General features: G+C 46.4%; 22 protein-coding genes. All 22 read right to left on the reverse strand.

Annotated features, from left to right (window positions below; genetic code table 11):
• Positions 1 to 15: 15 nt before the first annotated feature.
• Positions 16 to 801, reverse strand: a complete 786-nt coding sequence (gene spo0A / locus PGW42_RS01410; RefSeq protein WP_022220247.1) for a sporulation transcription factor Spo0A — start codon at positions 799 to 801, stop codon at positions 16 to 18.
• Between the two features lie 117 nt (positions 802 to 918).
• Positions 919 to 1,989 carry a SpoIVB peptidase gene (spoIVB, locus tag PGW42_RS01415; protein ID WP_117556529.1) on the reverse strand — a complete coding sequence of 357 codons (1,071 nt, stop codon included), beginning with the start codon at positions 1,987 to 1,989 and terminating at the stop codon, positions 919 to 921.
• 80 nt (positions 1,990 to 2,069) lie between these two features.
• Complete coding sequence (recN, locus tag PGW42_RS01420; RefSeq protein WP_117823795.1) at positions 2,070 to 3,746, reverse strand: DNA repair protein RecN; 1,677 nt, start codon at positions 3,744 to 3,746, stop codon at positions 2,070 to 2,072.
• Positions 3,747 to 3,758: 12 nt separating this feature from the next.
• The gene (gene argR, locus PGW42_RS01425; RefSeq protein WP_008369259.1) at positions 3,759 to 4,211 is read right to left on the reverse strand and encodes an arginine repressor; all 453 of its coding nucleotides are present in this window, start codon (positions 4,209 to 4,211) and stop codon (positions 3,759 to 3,761) included.
• A 3-nt stretch (positions 4,212 to 4,214) separates the two neighbouring features.
• Positions 4,215 to 5,051, reverse strand: coding sequence for an NAD(+)/NADH kinase (locus PGW42_RS01430; RefSeq protein WP_270203481.1), 837 nt, complete (start codon positions 5,049 to 5,051; stop codon positions 4,215 to 4,217).
• Between the two features lie 6 nt (positions 5,052 to 5,057).
• Positions 5,058 to 5,891 carry a TlyA family RNA methyltransferase gene (locus PGW42_RS01435; protein WP_008369262.1) on the reverse strand — a complete coding sequence of 278 codons (834 nt, stop codon included), beginning with the start codon at positions 5,889 to 5,891 and terminating at the stop codon, positions 5,058 to 5,060.
• Between the two features lie 6 nt (positions 5,892 to 5,897).
• Entirely contained in the window at positions 5,898 to 7,778 is a 1,881-nt protein-coding gene (gene dxs / locus PGW42_RS01440; protein ID WP_173825154.1) for a 1-deoxy-D-xylulose-5-phosphate synthase, read from the reverse strand.
• Positions 7,779 to 7,792: 14 nt separating this feature from the next.
• Entirely contained in the window at positions 7,793 to 8,683 is an 891-nt protein-coding gene (locus PGW42_RS01445) for a polyprenyl synthetase family protein (RefSeq protein WP_117556523.1), read from the reverse strand.
• Positions 8,673 to 8,909: an exodeoxyribonuclease VII small subunit gene (gene xseB, locus PGW42_RS01450; protein WP_008369268.1), complete on the reverse strand. Its 237-nt coding sequence runs from the start codon at positions 8,907 to 8,909 to the stop codon at positions 8,673 to 8,675. The genes PGW42_RS01445 and xseB overlap by 11 nt, the downstream gene beginning before the upstream one ends.
• Before the next feature lie 4 nt (positions 8,910 to 8,913).
• Positions 8,914 to 10,176, reverse strand: coding sequence for an exodeoxyribonuclease VII large subunit (gene xseA, locus PGW42_RS01455; protein ID WP_270203482.1), 1,263 nt, complete (start codon positions 10,174 to 10,176; stop codon positions 8,914 to 8,916).
• 12 nt (positions 10,177 to 10,188) lie between these two features.
• Positions 10,189 to 10,581: a transcription antitermination factor NusB gene (nusB, locus tag PGW42_RS01460; RefSeq protein WP_008369272.1), complete on the reverse strand. Its 393-nt coding sequence runs from the start codon at positions 10,579 to 10,581 to the stop codon at positions 10,189 to 10,191.
• A 13-nt stretch (positions 10,582 to 10,594) separates the two neighbouring features.
• Positions 10,595 to 10,978: an Asp23/Gls24 family envelope stress response protein gene (locus tag PGW42_RS01465; protein WP_008369274.1), complete on the reverse strand. Its 384-nt coding sequence runs from the start codon at positions 10,976 to 10,978 to the stop codon at positions 10,595 to 10,597.
• Positions 10,971 to 11,273: a hypothetical protein gene (locus tag PGW42_RS01470; protein WP_270235100.1), complete on the reverse strand. Its 303-nt coding sequence runs from the start codon at positions 11,271 to 11,273 to the stop codon at positions 10,971 to 10,973. The genes PGW42_RS01465 and PGW42_RS01470 overlap by 8 nt, the downstream gene beginning before the upstream one ends.
• A gap of 152 nt (positions 11,274 to 11,425) precedes the next feature.
• Positions 11,426 to 13,018: a peptide chain release factor 3 gene (locus PGW42_RS01475; protein WP_270203950.1), complete on the reverse strand. Its 1,593-nt coding sequence runs from the start codon at positions 13,016 to 13,018 to the stop codon at positions 11,426 to 11,428.
• A gap of 68 nt (positions 13,019 to 13,086) precedes the next feature.
• Positions 13,087 to 13,722, reverse strand: a complete 636-nt coding sequence (locus PGW42_RS01480; protein ID WP_008369281.1) for a SpoIIIAH-like family protein — start codon at positions 13,720 to 13,722, stop codon at positions 13,087 to 13,089.
• A 26-nt stretch (positions 13,723 to 13,748) separates the two neighbouring features.
• A complete protein-coding gene (locus tag PGW42_RS01485) occupies positions 13,749 to 14,285 on the reverse strand; it encodes a stage III sporulation protein AG (protein ID WP_173824986.1) in 537 nt (178 codons plus the stop codon).
• Entirely contained in the window at positions 14,282 to 14,551 is a 270-nt protein-coding gene (locus PGW42_RS01490) for a stage III sporulation protein AF (protein WP_055155880.1), read from the reverse strand. The genes PGW42_RS01485 and PGW42_RS01490 overlap by 4 nt, the downstream gene beginning before the upstream one ends.
• 10 nt (positions 14,552 to 14,561) lie before the next feature.
• Positions 14,562 to 15,776 carry a stage III sporulation protein AE gene (locus tag PGW42_RS01495; RefSeq protein ID WP_270203951.1) on the reverse strand — a complete coding sequence of 405 codons (1,215 nt, stop codon included), beginning with the start codon at positions 15,774 to 15,776 and terminating at the stop codon, positions 14,562 to 14,564.
• Positions 15,777 to 15,788: 12 nt separating this feature from the next.
• Positions 15,789 to 16,175, reverse strand: coding sequence for a SpoIIIAC/SpoIIIAD family protein (locus PGW42_RS01500; protein ID WP_008369287.1), 387 nt, complete (start codon positions 16,173 to 16,175; stop codon positions 15,789 to 15,791).
• 12 nt (positions 16,176 to 16,187) lie between these two features.
• Positions 16,188 to 16,382 carry a stage III sporulation protein AC gene (spoIIIAC, locus tag PGW42_RS01505; RefSeq protein WP_008369289.1) on the reverse strand — a complete coding sequence of 65 codons (195 nt, stop codon included), beginning with the start codon at positions 16,380 to 16,382 and terminating at the stop codon, positions 16,188 to 16,190.
• 13 nt (positions 16,383 to 16,395) lie between these two features.
• Positions 16,396 to 16,914 carry a stage III sporulation protein AB gene (locus tag PGW42_RS01510; RefSeq protein WP_022220255.1) on the reverse strand — a complete coding sequence of 173 codons (519 nt, stop codon included), beginning with the start codon at positions 16,912 to 16,914 and terminating at the stop codon, positions 16,396 to 16,398.
• Positions 16,905 to 17,822 carry a stage III sporulation protein AA gene (gene spoIIIAA, locus PGW42_RS01515; RefSeq protein ID WP_270203952.1) on the reverse strand — a complete coding sequence of 306 codons (918 nt, stop codon included), beginning with the start codon at positions 17,820 to 17,822 and terminating at the stop codon, positions 16,905 to 16,907. The genes PGW42_RS01510 and spoIIIAA overlap by 10 nt, the downstream gene beginning before the upstream one ends.
• Positions 17,823 to 17,924: the final 102 nt, after the last annotated feature.

Here is a 17,924-nt window from a genome sequence, read left to right on the forward strand (position 1 = left end):
TCCGTTTGAAAAGAATTATCTGCGCTTTGATTTCAGTCTGATCGTGTCTGCGACCAGAGCAATAAATTCAGAATTGGTCGGTTTTCCTTTCCCGTTACTTACTGTGTAACCGAAAAGAGCTTCTAAGGTATCCAGCTTTCCCCTGCTCCATGCAACCTCGATCGCATGGCGGATCGCCCGTTCAACACGGCTCGATGTGGTCTGGTTCTTTTTCGCGACTGTCGGATACAGGATCTTTGTGATCGCATTTAAAACTTCCATATCGTCAACCGCCATCAGAATGGAATCCCTCAAATAATGATACCCTTTTATATGTGCCGGGATTCCGATTTCATGGAGCAGTTCTGTCACCTGTGTTTCCAGGTCCTCCTCAGAAGGTTCCGCATATACGGTATAATCTGTGTAAGGCGCTACACTCTTTTCCGCATGTCCGGAGCTTTTGATCCGCTGAAGGATTGTTTCATTGCGAAATGGTTTCAGGATGTAGTAGGCTGCTCCTTTTTCGAAGGCATCTTCCGTGATCCTCTCTTGTCCAATCGCAGTTACAATAATAAAATTCGGCTGTTTCTTTACTGTTTTATCTGCGCCTATCATTTCCATCACACTGATTCCATCCATTTTCGGCATAATTAGGTCAAGAAGTACAACGTCAGGCTGTTTATCTCTTATAATGTGATAAATATCTTCTCCGTTCCTGGCTTTTCCCACCAGTTTGAGATCTTTATCACTTTCTACAATTTCTCCTAGTAAATTCAACATTCTTTCGTTATCGTCAGCAATCGCTACATTCAGTTTTTCCATAAAGCCTTTCCCCTCCTTAAAGTGACAATTTGCACTGGAATGGAACCTATTATAACCTTCTGTATTCTGCGAATACAAGCAAATGGTGTCGCAGAAATCTGACAAGGTTCGCATATTTCAATCTTTTTTCAGATTTTCCAGCATGTTTTCGATAAATATTCCGTATCCTTTTGTCGCATCCTGTACGAAAACATGTGTTACTGCGCCTATAATCTTTCCATTCTGCATAATGGGGCTTCCACTCATTCCCTGCACAATCCCACCGGTCAGTTTAAGTAACCGTTTGTCAGTAACCTGAATTTCAATCCCCTTATTCACCTCCCTGGCATCCAGGTCAACTTTTGTGATTCTGACTGTATAATCTTCTGTCTTTCCGCTTACCGCACAGCGGATATACGCCTTTCCGACCTGAATTTCTTCCTTTGCCACAGCCGGATAAGCTTCTTTGCTGTCAAATATTCTCTCAATCCTGTCTAATTTCCCATAAATCCCTGTCTCTGTGTTTGTAGTAATCGAACCTAAAATATTGTAATGATTGTAGACAATGATCCCTTCCATCCCTCCGGGATTTCCGTTCTCACCTTTTTTAATATTCTGAATGCTGGTATCATATAATCTTCCCGTTGACATTTCGATCAGTTTGCCGGTATCTACATCATGTATTCCATGTCCCAACGCACCGTATTCACTATCTGCATTCAGAAAAGTGATTGTGCCGAGTCCCTGCGCGTTATCACGCACCCAGATTCCAAGTTTATATGCCCCGCCTTCATCTTTTGTCGGATGAAGTTGTACATCAATATACACTTTTTTTCGACGAATGTGTAAGACAACGGACTTATTCGATAATTTTTTAACCCGTTCGATAAGCTCAGATTTATTATAAATACTGTCAGAATCAACTCCGACAATATAATCTCCCTCCTTCACCAGATGCTTCGCCGGATTCACACCGATCCCATCTTTTCCCTTAATTTCCTGCGTCCCCAGCACCATCACGCCATCCGTCTCCATATAGATCCCAACCGGCATCCCTCCCGGAATCAGAAGGTTTCCCGAAAGTTCACTGACCGAAGCCTCCCTCTCCGCTTTCTCAGCCCGCCATTCCCTGTAGCAATAGCCGCCTCCTATAACCACGATTACCGCTAATAACACACTTAACATTTTCCGATAACTTCTAACCGACATTGCACACCCCTTTTTCCTCCCTAAAATTCCGCAAAAAATAAGGCAGGATTTTTTCTCCTGCCTCTAGTATGTGCTCAATCTTATTTTTTCAAACCGGATGCCAGAATTTTCATCTCCCGTGCGTTTTTCAGCACCGCATCCGTAATCTTTGCGCCTCCAAGGATCCTTCCCAGCTCCTGCACAGATTCTTCCCCGTCAAGCTGCCGGATCTTGGTCTTTGTCATCTGATCTTCCACCCGTTTTTCAATCAGGTAATGAGTATCTGCCATTGCAGCGATCTGTGCCAGATGCGTAATGCAGATCACCTGATGTTTCCTGCCGATCAGGCACATCTTCTCGGAAACCTTCTGTGCGGTACGACCGCTGATCCCCACATCGATCTCATCAAAGATCAGTGTCTCGATCTCATCTTTATCCGCCATGACTGCCTTGATCGCAAGCATGATGCGGGAAAGTTCACCGCCGGATGCCACAGTTGCAAGCGGTCTTGTCGGTTCACCCGGATTCATGGAGATCATAAATTCCACCTCATCCGTTCCTTCTACTGTGTACCCGGAGGTTTTTGAAAACCGAATTTCAAAGCAGACATCCAGGAAATTCAGATCCTGAAGTCCTTCTGCGATCTTTGCCTGCAAAAGCTTTGCCTCTTTTTTACGGATCTTCGACAGACCCTCGCATTCTTTTTGCAGACGTTCCTCTGATTTTTTCAGTTTTCCCTTTAATTCATTTAAATATTCATCATAATTTTTTAAAATCAGGAGGCGCTCCTCGTCATCCGCCTTATGCTGCAGGATTGCCTCTGCCGAATCTCCGTATTTGACCTTCAGATGATTGATCTGGTTCAGCCGGCTCTCCGTCTCATAGAACTGTTCCGGTTCAAAGGAAAGACTGTCCAGATAACAGCGAAGCTCGCGCCCGGAATCCCCGATCAGATTCTCCACTTCGACCAGCTGTTCATACAGTTCTCCCGATTTGTCATCATGTTCTGCCGCCACAGCTGCCGCACGTACTGCCCGTCCGATCGCTTCTGCCGCACTTATACCGCCTTCTCCTGCTGTATACAGATACGCCTCTTCCAGATTCTCTGCGATTCTTTTCCCCTGCATCATCCGCCGGTAATCTTCTTCTACCGACTGGCATTCTGCCGCAGTGATTCCTGCATTTTCAATCTCATCAATCTCAAATTCAAGAAAAGAAATCTCTTTGGCTCTCTCAGCCTCGTCTTTATCGGCTTCCTTAAGTTCTTTTTCCAGCCGGCGGTATTCCCTGTATGAATCCGCCACTTTTTTCTTCCATTCTCCGGCTTCTTTTGCAAATGCATCCAGAATTGCCAGATGATTTTTTTTATATAACAGTGACTGATGCTCATGCTGCCCGTGAATATCGATCAGAACCTGGGCTGCTTCCTTTAGCCGCCCCAGTGTCACAGTCTCTCCATTGATCCGGCTCACACTTCGGTTTCCGTTAAACCGTCTGGTGATAATGATCTGCCCTCCGTCCGGCGAAAGATCCATCTCTTCCAGCTTCCGTACCGTTTCCGGATTTTCCACATAAAAGGTCAGTTCTACAAGTCCCTTATCGGCTCCCTTACGAAGCATATCTGCTGAATATCTTCCGCCCAGGGCAAGACTGACACTCCCCAGGATAATTGATTTTCCGGCACCGGTTTCCCCTGTCAGGATATTAAGTCCACCAGAGAAATCCACTTCCGCCTCATCGATTAGCGCCAGATTTTTTACATGCAAATTTTGTAACATTCTTTCTCCTGTCTATTGTTCCAGTAGTTTCTTGATCTTTTCCATCAGTAGAATCGTATCATCTACGGTCCGCACAGCGCACATGATCGTATCATCCCCGGCAATACAGCCAACGATCTCATTCCAGTTCATCGCATCCAGTGCCGCAGCCACTGCCATCGCCATACCGGATACCGTTTTCAGTACCAGAATGTTCTGAGCCATATCCATAGAGCTGAATCCATCCCGCAAAATGCGCACATATTTTTCAGTCATTCCGTTCTGTGCACTCTGGAGTACCGCATATTTCTGCCTGCCGTTTTCTGCCGGAACCTTGGTGAGCTTTAAGTCGCGGATGTCTCTGGATACCGTTGCCTGCGTCACTTTAAATCCCGCTTCATTCAGATACTCGGCAAGCTCATCCTGTGTCTCAATCTGATATTTGTTGATCAATTCTACAATTTTGGCATGTCGGTTTACTTTCATCTTCTAGTTTCCTTTCATCTTTTCACGTAATGTTTCCAGAAAGCTCACTTTGCTGAGTTTTACGATTTTCGCTGTCTCCCATGCCTTTTTGATCCGGATCCGGTCACCGGTATGAAGCGTGACTTCATCCGCACCATCATATGCAATCACTGCTTCCTCGATCTGATTTTCCCGTTTTGCACCAATCTCGATCACGATCTCATCTTTGTCCGCGAAAACGATACTGCGGGAATTGAGTGCATGCGAGCAGATCGGTGTCACAACGATCAATGACGCTGTCGGCTCCACGATCGGTCCTCCTGCAGACAGATTGTACGCAGTAGAACCCGTTGGTGTGGACACGATCAATCCGTCCGCATCATAGGAGTTCAGAAACTCTCCGTTAACATAGAGATTAAAATGAACAATCTTCATGCTGCCGGATCTTGTCATGACAATATCATTGAGTGCCACATCCCTTACATTGCGGTATGCAGCGGATCCATACAGCATCATTCTCTCTTCAATCGTATAATTGCCCTCTACGAGCTGTTTTACAGCCTCTTCTACATTCTGCACCTCTACCTCGGTCAGATAGCCAAGGGTGCCCATATTGATTCCAAGCATCGGAAGATCCCGTCCGAACAGACGTCTGGATGCCTGGATAAAGGTTCCATCTCCGCCTACCGTCAACACACAATCAATATCCTTTGGAATCTTGATCTTCGAAAAATTCCCTTCTTCCGGCCGCTCTTCCAGATAACATTTCTTCCCGTAGGATTCAATGCATTTTTTTATTTTCACGGTGATCTTCCGATTTGCATCCTTCATATCATTCGTGATAATGTAAAACTTTTCCATGTCTTTTTATTTCTTCTCCTCAGCCGGATCCTTTTTCGCAAGTGTGTCAAAAGCAGCATCGACAGTCCCCCGAATGTCTACGCTCTCCACAATCCTTGCCTCTTCCTCCGGCCTTTTTTTCAGATGTACCAGATACTCGATATTCCCTTCCGGTCCTTTGATCGGTGAAAATTCAAGTGCTGCTACTTCAAAGCCGATCGATACTGCATAATCGGTTACTTTTTCGATGACCTCGATATGGGTACTCTTTTCCCTTACCACACCTTTTTTCCCAACCTTCTCACGTCCGGCTTCAAACTGTGGCTTGATCAACGCAACGATCTCTCCGTTCTCTTTCAGGTAATTGCGGATTGGGAGAAGTACCTTCGTCAGCGAAATAAAAGAAACATCAATTGATGAAAAATCAATCGGTTCTCCCAGATCTTCCGGCTGTACATAACGGATGTTGGTCTTTTCCATGCAGACCACTCTTTCATCCTGACGTAATTTCCAGTCCAGCTGACCATGTCCCACATCGATGGCAAACACCTTGACTGCTCCATTTTGCAGCATGCAGTCTGTAAATCCTCCTGTCGAAGATCCCACATCGGTACATACCTTTCCTTCCATGGATACATCAAAATTCTTCATCGCCTTTTCCAGCTTAAGTCCTCCGCGGCTGACATACGGAAGTGCATGTCCACGGACTTCGATCTGAACCTCTTCCGAAAAGGAAGTTCCCGCTTTATCCTCTCTTTGCCCGTCCACAAATACATTGCCGGACATGATGATCGCTTTTGCCTTTTCTCTGGAGGATGCCAGATTTCTCTTTACAAGTAATACATCCAACCGTTCTTTCATTCTCTATCAATCCCTCCTGCTCTCTTCTGCTATATATGCAGTGATAATCCTGGCCACGCAGGATTCAATATCCAGCATCACCTCACTGCGAAGTAGGTCTACACTTCCGTGTTCGATATAGTCATCCGGCAGTGCCAGATTCAGAACCTCTGCGTCTGTCTCAAGACCTGCCAGATAAGCAGTCACAAATTCTCCGAATCCGCCTCTGCGGATATTCTCTTCCAGTGTCACGATCAGCCGGTGTTCCACCGTCAGTTTCCGGAGCATCTCCTCATCCACCGGCTTTACAAACCGGGCATTGATCAGGGTACAGTTATATCCAATCTCTTTCAAACGCTTCCGAACCTGAACTGCCTGCTCAAACATATGTCCGACACTGATGATCGCAATATCCTCTTCTTCATAGACCGGCTCACTCTTTCCATACTCAATCGGTGCTCTGTATTCACGGAATCCGTCAAATGCGCTGCCTCTTGGATAGCGCACTGCTGCCGGTGCTCCAAGTCTCACCGCAAACCGCACCATGTCCGCCAGTTCCCATTTATTTTTCGGAGAAAGGACGGTCATATTCGGAATCATTGACAGATAAGAAAGATCAAAGATCCCCTGATGGGTCTCCCCGTCGCTTCCCACAAGTCCTGCCCTGTCCACGGCAAATACAACCGGAAGCTTCTGCAGACAGACATCATGGATCATCTGGTCAAATCCTCTCTGTAAAAACGAAGAATATACAGCAAATACCGGATGCAGTCCTGCCGCAGCAAGTCCTGCCGCAAAGGTCACGCCATGTCCCTCTGCGATCCCCACATCAAAAAAGCGGTCCGGATAGTATCTGTGAAATGCTGCCAGGCCGGTACCGTCTTCCATTGCCGCCGTGATCGCTACCAGTCTGTCATCTTTTTTTGCCAGATCCAGCATAACCTTGGAAAACACATCTGTACAGGAATCCTTTCCACTTTTGGAAATCGGCTCTCCTGTCTGGATATCAAACGGACCTGTTCCATGGAAACGGGAAGGGTTTTCTTCTGCCGGGAGATACCCTTTCCCCTTTTTCGTCAGTACATGGACAAGCACCGGTCCTTTTACCCTTTTTGCCTCGGTAAACGCACGGCACAGTGCCTTCAGGTCATGCCCGTCCACCGGTCCTAAATACTTGATTCCCATATCTTCAAAGAACATTCCCGGAACCAAAAGCTGCTTGATGCTGCTCTTGGTGCGCTTAATATGCCGCACCATCTTTTCACCGCCAAATGGAATACTGCCAAGTACATTTTCCACGGTATCCTTCAGGTCGGTATAGGCCCGGGCAGTGCGCAGCTCTCCGAGATAACTGGACATTCCACCGACATTTTTGGAAATAGACATATGGTTATCGTTAAGCACGATGATAAAATTCGTCTTCATCTCCGCAGCATTATTCAGTGCTTCATATGCCATTCCTCCGGTCAGGGATCCGTCACCGATAACAGAGATCACGGAATAATCCTGCCCCAGGATATCCCTTCCTCTGGCATAGCCAAGTCCGGCCGAAATTGAAGTGGAGCTATGACCGGTATCAAAGGCATCACAGTCACTTTCTTTTCGTTTCGGGAAACCGCTCATCCCACCATATTTTCTCAGATCATCAAATCCTTCTTTCCTTCCGGTCAGAATTTTATGCGTATAAGACTGATGCCCTACATCCCAGATCATCTTATCCTCCGGAAGCTGAAAACTGAGATGCATTGCCATGGTAAGCTCTACCACACCCAGATTGGACGCAAGATGCCCTCCTGTCTTGCTGATCTTCTCAACAAGAAAGGTACGGATTTCTTCTGCAAGCCCTGCCAGTTCCTGTTCATTTAATTTTTTGATATCATTCGCTTCGTGAATCTGCTCCAGATACACTTCATCCACCCCGCTTATTTTTTCCTGTGTATCAGTTCCTGTATCAGCTGTGTCAGATACGTATTTTCTCTGTCCAACCCGGAAAGCAGCTCCAGTGCTTCCTGTGAAATAACTTCCACATCTCTGGTTGCTTTTTCCAGACCTTTTAATGTAACATAGGTTGTTTTTTCATTTTTTTCATCGCTGTGGACCGGTTTGCCAAGCTCTTCTGTAGTACTTGTCACATCCAGGATGTCATCCTGGATCTGGAAAGCAATCCCCACATCCGATGCGATCTTCTGCACTTTCTCAAGCTCTGCATCCTCTGCACCTGCAAGAAGTGCCCCGATCATCATCGAACTTTCGATCAGCGCTCCTGTTTTCAGTTCATAGATAAAGTTCAGCATGCCTTCATCAAGTCCCACACCGCAGGAAGCCACATCCACGACCTGACCGCCTATCATCCCATAAATACCGGCTTTTTCTGCAAGGATTTTTAAAGCTTTTCCAATCAGAAGACTCTTTTCAGGTGCGATTTCAAATGCCTTTACCGCCGTCTCAAACGCATAGTTCAGAAGTGCATCCCCGGCAAGAATTCCCATTGCTTCCCCGTATACAATATGCGTTGTCTTTCTTCCTCTACGGTACTCGTCATTGTCCATTGCCGGCAGATCATCGTGCACCAGGGAATAAGTATGGATCATCTCCATTGCTGCCATAAACGGCTCGATTTCTTTTCCTTCTCCTCCGAAAAGGCGGTATGTCTCCTGCATCAGCATTGGGCGGAGTCTCTTTCCGCCTGCCATCACACTGTACTCCATCGCCTCCATGATCTGGCTCTGGTAACCTTCTGCTTTCGGCAGATATTTTACAAGAAGCTTTTCAATCACTTCTGTTCTTTCTTTCATTTCTTCTTTAAAAGTCATGTATTTCTCCATTCTCTTCCAGCACCTGCACTTTTTTCTCTACTGTATCAATCTTCTCATTACAAAGCTTCAGCATTTCCATACCCTTCTGATACAGTCCGAAGGACTCTTCCAGCGAAGTATCCCCCGATTCCAGCTCTTTTGCCACCTGATCCAGCTTTGCAAAAAGCTCTTCCAGAGATTCTTCCGGCATTTCTTCTGCAATCTCGTTTTTCTTATCTGCCATTTTCCTACTCCTTCTTGGTATCTGTTACCTGTGCCTCGATCTGCCCGTCTGTCACATAAATCCGAAGCCAGTCTCCTTTTTTTACATCCGCTACTTTCTTTACGGTCCCTTCCGATCCCTGTACATAGGAAAAACCCTGGTTCAGCTTGGCAAGCGGAGAAAGTCCCTTCATCCGTTCGATCCGGATTGCAAGCTGCTGACGGTTTTCCCGCAGATTCCGCTCCATCAGAAGCGGCAGCATCTCCTGCACTTTCCGGGTCCTCTCCTGTTCCTGTTCCAACCGCTGATGCATGGCTTTTGGAATCTGCTCCTCATAGTCTGCAAGCTGCTGGCGCATGGACTTAAGTTTCCCTGACGGACTTAAGTAACGGAATTTTTCTGCATACCGCGCTGTATGAAGTGACGCAACCTCCAGCTTTCTCCTCATACTTCGGTGCATCCTTTCCCATTCTGTCCGGATCGTTTCCAGAAGTTCCCGGTAATTACAGATTGCAAGCTCTGCCGCAGCAGAAGGCGTCGGTGCACGAAGATCCGCTACATAATCTATGATCGTCGTGTCCGTCTCATGTCCTACTGCTGAAATAACCGGTACACTGCATTCAAAAACTGCGCGCGCTACCTTTTCCTCGTTAAATGCCCACAGATCTTCAATAGACCCCCCGCCTCTGCCAACGATCATCACATCAACCTTTGCTTCCTCCAGTGCACGGATTCCCCGTACCACACTTTCAGACGCGCCATCCCCCTGTACCAGTGCCGGATACAGAAGAATCTGCACATATGGATTTCTCCGCCTGGTAATGTTGATAATATCGCGCACTGCCGCTCCGGTTGGTGCCGTTACAACACCAACTGTCCGCACATATTTCGGAATCGGCTTTTTATATTCCGGCGCAAACATTCCCATTTCTTCCAGCTCTTTTTTGAGCTTTATAAATTTTTCATAGAGAAGTCCCGCACCATCCAGTACGATCTCCTTTGCATAAACCTGATATCTGCCATCTCTTTCATAGACGCTGACGCTTCCAAGCACGATTACCTGCTGCCCTTCCTGCATACGAAAAGAAAGCCCGCTGCGCTGCCCGGCAAACATAACACAGGCAATCGTTCCGGACTCATCTTTCAGTGAAAAGTACAGATGTCCTGAAGTATGGTACTTACAGTTTGACACTTCCCCTTTGATATAAATTCGATTCAACATAAAGTCTTGCGTAAACATATTCTTAATGTACGCATTGACCTGTTTTACAGTATATACATTTCGCATGATTTCTGATTCTTATGCAAGCTTTCCGAGTACACCGTTGACAAATGCCGGTCCCTCATCTCCTGAAAAATTCTTTGCCAGCTCAACTGCTTCATTGATCGCTACTTTGACCGGCACTTCGTCATCCCACTTCATCTCATATACGGCAAGACGAAGAACAGAAAGATCCACTTTATTCATACGTCCGGTTTTCCAACCGGTTGTATGTTCATTGATCATCGCATCGATTTCTTCTTCATGTGCTGCGATATCTTTGACCTTTTTGCGCATATATCCGCGTTCTTCCTCACTTGCTTCTTCTACCTGTTCCAGATACAGTTCGATCTGTTCGTCTGCATCAGCCGCATCAAATCCGATGCTGAAGAGCATTTTAAATATATGTTCTCTGACTTTACTTCTTCGCATGTTCTCTCTCCAATTATTCTTCTTCCGGCATGTCCACACCTGCAACACGGATGTTTACGTCTGCAACGGTAAGACCTGTCATATTCTCGATTGCTGCCTTTACTTTTTCCTGTACCTTTAAAGTAGTATCTTTGATACTGCTACCATATTTGAGGTTCAGGGCAAGGGATACGGTAACGATACCTTCCAGCACGTCTACCTTTACTCCTTTGGAAAGGCTCTTCATTCCAAGCTTTGCGATCAGTTCTCTGGTTGCATTTCCTGCCATGGAAGATACCCCCTCTACCTCCATTGCTGCAAGTCCTGCGATAATTGCAACTACTTCATCAGCAATCTGTACTTCTCCGAGGTTCTCATCTGATTCTATCTTATAGGTATTTCTCTCTTCTTTACTCATTATAAGTCCTCCTGTCTGCGGTTCTTCCGCTCCTCGCGCTCATCTCGGAACCTTTCGGTTCCTCGATGTTCGTTGCACTCACATAGTCCTGGTTTGAAAATGATTCGCCTGCAAGCAGCCGATCATTTCCCACCCAGTCCTGCGCTTTTTTTACGCTCCTCGCGCTCATCTCGGAACCTTTCGGTTCCTCGATGTTCGTTGCACTCACATAGGTCTGGGCTGAAAGTGATTCGTCTGCGAGCAGCCGATCATTTCCCACCCAGTCCTGCGCTCTTTTTACGCTCCTCGCGCTCATCTCGGAACCTTTCGGTTCCTCGATGTTCGTTGCACTCACATAGTCCTGGTTTGAAAATGATTCGCCTGCAAACAGCCGATCATTTCCCACCCAGTCCTGCGCTCGTCGCTATGCGTTCATTGTAACATAAAAGATCCTTATTGGAAAGTTTTTTAGGAACGTCCGAATTCGGAAAGTTTCAGTCCTTCGTTTCGTTCCAGCACCATACGGATGCTCCAGCTGTTGACAAACAGAAGAAGCGGTCTGTCTTTCAGGTCCTTGATCTTCTTCATATCGGATGTGCCGACCAGCTTGTCCATATTGATTTCTTCATTCTCGATCCAGCGGATATGTTCGTATGGAAGTGGTTCCAGACGGATCTCCACGTTATATTCATTTTCCAGACGGTATTTTAATACATCAAATTGCAGGACACCGACTACACCGACGATGATCTCTTCCATACCGGTGTTGAATTCCTGGAAAATCTGGATCGCGCCTTCCTGTGCGATCTCGTTGATTCCCTTGATGAACTGCTTTCTCTTCATCGTATCCACCTGGCGTACTCTGGCAAAATGTTCCGGTGCGAAAGTCGGAATTCCTTCGTATGCAAATTTTTCCGCTGAATTGGTCAGTGTATCTCCAATGGAGAAGATACCAGGATCAAATACACCGATGATGTCTCCACCATAAGCGGTATCGATCATGTGACGTTCACTCGCCATCATCTGCTGTGGCTGTGACAGACGGACTTTCCTGCCTCCCTGGATATGGAAGACATCCATGCCTGCCTTGAACTCACCGGAACAGATACGCATAAATGCGATTCTGTCCCGGTGTGCCTTATTCATATTTGCCTGAATCTTAAACACAAATGCGGAGAAATCTTCTTCTTTCATCGGATCGATCAGTCCTTTGTCGGACATTCTCGGAAGCGGTGAAGTCGTCATCTTAAGGAAATGCTGAAGAAAGGTCTCCACACCAAAGTTGGTCAGAGCTGATCCGAAAAATACCGGAGAGAGTTCTCCTTTGCTGACCATCTCCTGGTCAAATTCTGCACTTGCTCCGTCCAGAAGCTCAATCTCTTCTTCCAGCTGTGTGAACTGTGCTTCACTTACGATGCTCTTTGCTTCCTCACTGTCGATGGAAACCTTCTCAACTTCCCCGATCGAGGTTCCTTTCTTGGTATCTGAGAAAATCTCCAGTTCTCTGCTGTTCCGGTCAAATACGCCGCGGAATTCTTTTCCGGAACCGATCGGCCAGTTGATCGGACAGGTAGCGATCCCCAGTTCCTTTTCAATATCATCCAGTAATTCAAAGGTATCCATCGCTTCACGGTCCATTTTATTGATAAATGTAAAAATCGGAATATGACGCATGACGCAGACTTTGAACAGCTTTCTTGTCTGTGCCTCCACACCTTTTGATCCATCGATCACCATAACCGCCGAATCGGCCGCCATAAGAGTACGATAAGTATCTTCCGAGAAATCCTGATGTCCCGGTGTATCCAGAATGTTGATGCAATAACCGTCATACTGAAACTGCAGGACAGAAGATGTTACCGAAATACCTCTTTCTTTTTCAATCTCCATCCAGTCTGAAACCGCATGTTTCGCTGTTGCCTTTCCTTTTACAGAACCTGCCTGATTGATTGCCCCACCATATAACAGAAACTTCTCTGTCAGGGTAGTCTTACCTGCATCCGGATGGGAAATGATCGCAAATGTTCTTCTTTTCTTTATCTCATTCGTAAAATCTGCCATGTTATTCTACTCCTACTATTTTCTCAATGTCACTCAAACTCTTATTATATGGTATTTTTGCCATAATATCAATCCCCTGATTCACTCGTATTTGTACTTTCATGGATCGGTGTGATCACCACATTTGCAGCATTTACCTCTGCTTTACGTGTGACAATATCCTCGATCTGTGCCCGTTTTGCATCCGACAGATCCGCCACATCAACGACCACATCTGCGGATTCTTCGGTAAGACTTACCACCGCATCCTGAAAGCCTTTGCTGGCAAGCAGAGTCTCAATTGCGACCTCCTGTTCGGCGCGCTGTGTCATCTCCACCATCTGCGCAACTGCATCTGCTTTCTGGTCTTCTGCGATATCTGCATTATCAATGATCGCCTGCAGGGTTTCTTTGTTTTTTGCCCGCACCTGCTCCCGGTTCACTTTTGCCTGTGCTACAAGCGCACTGACCGATCCATTGGTCAGCACCGCCTCTCCCGGATTTCCGTCCACCTGATCGTTATCCGCTGTCTGGAGGGAGCTGTCACCTCCTGTGTCCTGATCCGAAATATCCAGAAGTTCCTTATTTGCCATCTCGCTTCCCGTCTCTGCTGTTTTGTTTTTCGAGCCAAAAATTTTTCCGGAATAGTTCAGATATCCTGCCGCAGCGATCATCACCGCAAGAACCGCAATCACAATCTGATTTTTCTTAAATACTTTTTTCACTAGCCTTCCTCCTATAAGATTCTTTTTTAGTTATGCTTCATTACTTTTATCTTATGCGTGTCTACTCCGAATAATGCCTGCACAGCCTCTGTGATATTTTCAATCACGATGGCATTATCTCCGCCATCTGCAATTACGAGAACACCTTCTATCCGGGGACTTAATTCCTGTTTCACATATGGCGTTTCTTCTCCATTTCCGTTTGCATAAACTGCCGTCTCTGAAGAACTGGTATTTTTTCCTCCGCTCTCCCCTTCCTGCACCTCACTTGTCATCTCCTGATCCTTTTCCACTACCTTTTCCGAGGAAGAAGCCAGAGTGATCATCACCTTTACATTTCCAACTCCTTCTACTTTTGCAAGTGCATTTTCCAGCCGTGTTTCCAGAGCATCTGTATAAGTATCCTCCGATGCATTTTCCGCCTTCTGCACCTGCTGTTCATCCTGTGTCTGGTCTGATTTTATACCGGAAACAGGCATCGCGATCACAACCAGAAGCAGTCCGACAAGCAATATGATCAGCCACTTGTCTTTTTTTATTTTACGGATTTCAAACATCTTCATTCACCGCCCTTTTCGAGCAAATCCGCCGCATACTCCATCTCTTTTATCATCTGCTCATACTCCGCCGTCCGATACAGCTCCGTTACCTGTCCAGCTTCCCCCATAAGGTCCAGAACCGGCTGGGCAAGCAGAACTGTCAGAAGAAGTCCGCAGAAAAAACGGACATATTTCCGGTAGCTATTCTCTGGAAGTGCCTGCAAAAATGCGGTTACAAGAAGCATATAAACGGCGAGATTCTGCATCCACCTGTAAACCAGCTGTATCATTTTATCCCTCCTACGAAGCTGCCGATGCCGCAACTGCAAGTGTCACCAGAAACAGGACCGCCGTCGCAAGCACCGTCTTTAGCAGCATATGATAACCTTCCCCGGTAAAACTGATGGCCTCCACGATCCGTTTATCAGACACCGGCTGGATAAGTGCCGCCGTTCCTTTGTAAAGAAGCGTCAGAATTCCCATATTGATGACCGGGATCATCACAACTCCCGTTACAAGCAGTGCCCCTGCAATTCCAACTCCATTTTTTAAAAGGACCGCACTTCCAAGCACGACTTCGCTTGTCCCGCTGACTACATCACCGATTCCCGGAATCATTCCCACGCCCTTTGTCCAGACACTCCTTTTCACCTGATCTGCCGCCGGACTGATTATCCGCTCGATAAACCCGATCCCCGTCACCAGGGCAAGCAGACTTTTCAGACTCCATCCGATTACAAGTTGCAAAAGTTCCGCTGCCTTAGAAAGAAATTCCTCCTCCGTCAGATTGTTCAAGATTTCCATCAGAAGTGCGATCTGGATCAGCGGAACGATCCATTTCAAAATCACAAGTTCCACAAGAAAGATCAGGAAAATCGCCAGATTATAAAATGCGATCGCAGAAATACTTCCCACTGCGACTGCCATACAGACAAAGTAGACAGGACAGAGTACTCGCATAAAGAGGATCAGATTTTCGAGTCCATGCTGTACCTCTACGGCTGCTGCCTGAAAATTCCGTATGCCGACTGTAATCACAGACAGGTATACCAGAAAAAAGGCGGTCTGTGAGATCTGGCAGTTCTGAAACACTTCCGAAAAGTTGGAAAAAACCGCTGCGATCAGCACCAGAAAAATGATAGATGCAAGCACCGGTTTATTGACCTTCAGCACATAGAAAAACTGATCCGTCACAAAGTTTCTGATCTGTCCGGCAGACAGGTTCTCATCCTGCCGGATCACAGACTCAACAAGATCCTGAAAATGCAGTTTTTCTTCCGGGAACAGTTTCCGGATTGCCGTATCCAGATTCTTTACCTCTGTCAGCTCCCAGATTTTCTGCTCTGTTTCCTCCTGCGTTTTTTCCAGATCCGTTTCTGTCATATTATCTTCTGTCCGGTTGTTTTCCGAAGAAGAATCTTCCCCTGCCGCAAATACCTGTACCGGCAGTATCAGTACGAAGATTACAAGTCCGATCATGCATGCTATGCCATATTTCTGAAAATAATGTTTCATTTTTCTTCCCTTTTACTGTCCAAGTTCGCGGATTGCAAGAAGCAGTGCTTTTAATATCGGCATTCCTATTGCAAGTATACTGAGCCTTGCAAAGACCTCGATCTGCCCGGCGATCGTCTGATAACCGGCATCCTTGCAGATTGCTGCCGCAAATTCCGCCAGATAGGTCACACCCAGGATTTTCAGCATTGCCGTCAGATATACCGCATCGATCTTTACAAAGCTGCCAACCAATTCCAAAGTTTCCCGGATCACCGACAGATTCCGGCTCATTCCGAGAAAAAGGAAAATGCTGACCGCAATCCCCAGATAGATCCCATACTCTTTTCTGGTATTTTGAAATTGTAATGCCAGGAAAGTTCCTGCAATCCCGATGCAGGCTGCCTTAAGGATACTCATCTTTTCCCTCCTTTACAGAGCAAAGAGCCGTCTGATATCGTCAAACAGATCTGAAATATAAGGAAGGATCCAGAATAAAACCAGGAGCAGTCCTGCAAGGCTTGTGAGAAATGCCTGTTCTTCTCTTCCGCTGTGTTTCAACACCTGTCCCAGGACAGAAACCAGAATCCCGACTGCCGCAATTTTAAATATCAGATTTACACTCATGTTTCGCTCCTATTTACAGAATCAAAATTGTCAGGAAAAGCCCTGCTGTAACACCCAGCAGATTGCAAAGCCTCCGTTTTTCCTGAATTTCTTTTAAAAGACCGCCTCTTTTTTCTTCCAGAAATTCTGCATACTGCAAGAAAATCTGCGTTTCCTGCTTCTTATCCAGGCTGCCAAGCTGCATCCCAAGCTCATGCAGACGTACCCTTTCCTCCCTGCCAAGGAGCAGACATTCAAGATCACTTTCGCAGCACCTCTCCCAGATTATTGCAAGACTTCTTGACGGCATCTCCAATTCTTTTGCCAGATGTTCCAACCAGATCCTGTAGTTCTGACTGCATCTTCGGGAAACAGAAGCGCATACCTGGGCGAGTGGTGCATAAGTATACTCCATTTCTCCCGCAAGCTGCCTTATCACTCTTTGCAGCTCTCCGGTATCCGTGATCTGTCTCTGATATTCCATTCCCCTGCTGTATCCATAGCCGGATGTCGCCGCCACAATTCCCAGGCATCCGACCATTTTCAGATACACAGTTTTTCTCCCCGTTCGTTATAAATCCCTTCAATTTCTCCTACATGTTTCCCAGATTTCATCACAACATATCTGGCAAAGCATCTTTCCTTTACCAGATTGCTGACCAGTGGCTTTTCACGGATCTCATCCATACCGGAACCATGCACCGTCGTCAGCATGGTTGCCCCACAGTGCATGGCGTACTCGATCGCCTCTACATCCTTCGCTGTCCCAATCTCATCTGCCGCAATCACCTCCGGCGCCATGGACCGCACCAGCATCATCATTCCTTCTGCTTTCGGGCAGTTGTCCAGAATATCTGTCCGCATCCCAAGCTGGTTCTGTGGCACGCCACGGTAGCACCCTCCAATCTCTGAACGTTCATCCACCACACCCACATTTCTTCCTTCCACCCAGCGGTTCCCATCCGAAATCTGCCGCACCAGATCCCGCAAAAGTGTAGTCTTTCCTCCACCTGGTGGGGAAATGATCATGGTATGGCAAAGTCTTCCTTTTTCAAGGATCACAGGAAACAGCTTATTCGCACAACCTGTAATCTCATGGCAGATTCGGATATTGATCGATGTAATATACTGAAAATTCCGGATCTGTTCCTTTTCCGAAATAATTTTCCCGGAAATTCCGACCCGATGCCCTCCTTCAATCGTCAGAAACCCCTGGCGCAGTTCATTTTCATAGGCATACAGGGAATAATTGGATACATATTCCATCGTTTCACGCAGTTCTTCTTTTGTCACCCGATGGGTAAAAAGTTCTTCCTTTCCCTCTTTTTTCACTGCAAGCGGCTGTTCTTCCCGAAGCCGGATCTCCTGGATCTTCTCAAAATCCAGTCTATGATTCAACAGGATCCCTCGGATTTTCTCCGGAAGCACCGCCAGAATTTGATCTTTCTTTTCTCTTCTCATCTTGTCCACCTCTCTTTAAAGAATGTATATGGAAGGCAGGAGAAAAATAGAACTAAAAAAGGACTCTACCGATACTGGTAAAGTCCTTCTGATTTTATAAAA

Source organism: Coprococcus sp. TM115-187 (assembly GCF_027679115.1).
GTDB classification, from domain to species: Bacteria; Bacillota; Clostridia; order Lachnospirales; family Lachnospiraceae; genus Allocoprococcus; species Allocoprococcus comes.

What these genes read in the sequence shown, in the direction of transcription:
- spo0A (WP_022220247.1), bottom strand. Translation starts at nt 801, where the DNA reads ATGGAAAAACTGAATGTAGCGATTGCTGACGATAACGAAAGAATGTTG.
- spoIVB (WP_117556529.1), bottom strand. Translation starts at nt 1,989, where the DNA reads ATGTCGGTTAGAAGTTATCGGAAAATGTTAAGTGTGTTATTAGCGGTA.
- recN (WP_117823795.1), bottom strand. Translation starts at nt 3,746, where the DNA reads ATGTTACAAAATTTGCATGTAAAAAATCTGGCGCTAATCGATGAGGCG.
- argR (WP_008369259.1), bottom strand. Translation starts at nt 4,211, where the DNA reads ATGAAAGTAAACCGACATGCCAAAATTGTAGAATTGATCAACAAATAT.
- PGW42_RS01430 (WP_270203481.1), bottom strand. Translation starts at nt 5,051, where the DNA reads ATGGAAAAGTTTTACATTATCACGAATGATATGAAGGATGCAAATCGG.
- PGW42_RS01435 (WP_008369262.1), bottom strand. Translation starts at nt 5,891, where the DNA reads ATGAAAGAACGGTTGGATGTATTACTTGTAAAGAGAAATCTGGCATCC.
- PGW42_RS01445 (WP_117556523.1), bottom strand. Translation starts at nt 8,683, where the DNA reads ATGACTTTTAAAGAAGAAATGAAAGAAAGAACAGAAGTGATTGAAAAG.
- xseB (WP_008369268.1), bottom strand. Translation starts at nt 8,909, where the DNA reads ATGGCAGATAAGAAAAACGAGATTGCAGAAGAAATGCCGGAAGAATCT.
- xseA (WP_270203482.1), bottom strand. Translation starts at nt 10,176, where the DNA reads ATGCGAAATGTATATACTGTAAAACAGGTCAATGCGTACATTAAGAAT.
- nusB (WP_008369272.1), bottom strand. Translation starts at nt 10,581, where the DNA reads ATGCGAAGAAGTAAAGTCAGAGAACATATATTTAAAATGCTCTTCAGC.
- PGW42_RS01465 (WP_008369274.1), bottom strand. Translation starts at nt 10,978, where the DNA reads ATGAGTAAAGAAGAGAGAAATACCTATAAGATAGAATCAGATGAGAAC.
- PGW42_RS01470 (WP_270235100.1), bottom strand. Translation starts at nt 11,273, where the DNA reads ATGAGCGCGAGGAGCGTAAAAAGAGCGCAGGACTGGGTGGGAAATGAT.
- PGW42_RS01475 (WP_270203950.1), bottom strand. Translation starts at nt 13,018, where the DNA reads ATGGCAGATTTTACGAATGAGATAAAGAAAAGAAGAACATTTGCGATC.
- PGW42_RS01485 (WP_173824986.1), bottom strand. Translation starts at nt 14,285, where the DNA reads ATGAAGATGTTTGAAATCCGTAAAATAAAAAAAGACAAGTGGCTGATC.
- PGW42_RS01490 (WP_055155880.1), bottom strand. Translation starts at nt 14,551, where the DNA reads ATGATACAGCTGGTTTACAGGTGGATGCAGAATCTCGCCGTTTATATG.
- PGW42_RS01495 (WP_270203951.1), bottom strand. Translation starts at nt 15,776, where the DNA reads ATGAAACATTATTTTCAGAAATATGGCATAGCATGCATGATCGGACTT.
- PGW42_RS01500 (WP_008369287.1), bottom strand. Translation starts at nt 16,175, where the DNA reads ATGAGTATCCTTAAGGCAGCCTGCATCGGGATTGCAGGAACTTTCCTG.
- spoIIIAC (WP_008369289.1), bottom strand. Translation starts at nt 16,382, where the DNA reads ATGAGTGTAAATCTGATATTTAAAATTGCGGCAGTCGGGATTCTGGTT.
- spoIIIAA (WP_270203952.1), bottom strand. Translation starts at nt 17,822, where the DNA reads ATGAGAAGAGAAAAGAAAGATCAAATTCTGGCGGTGCTTCCGGAGAAA.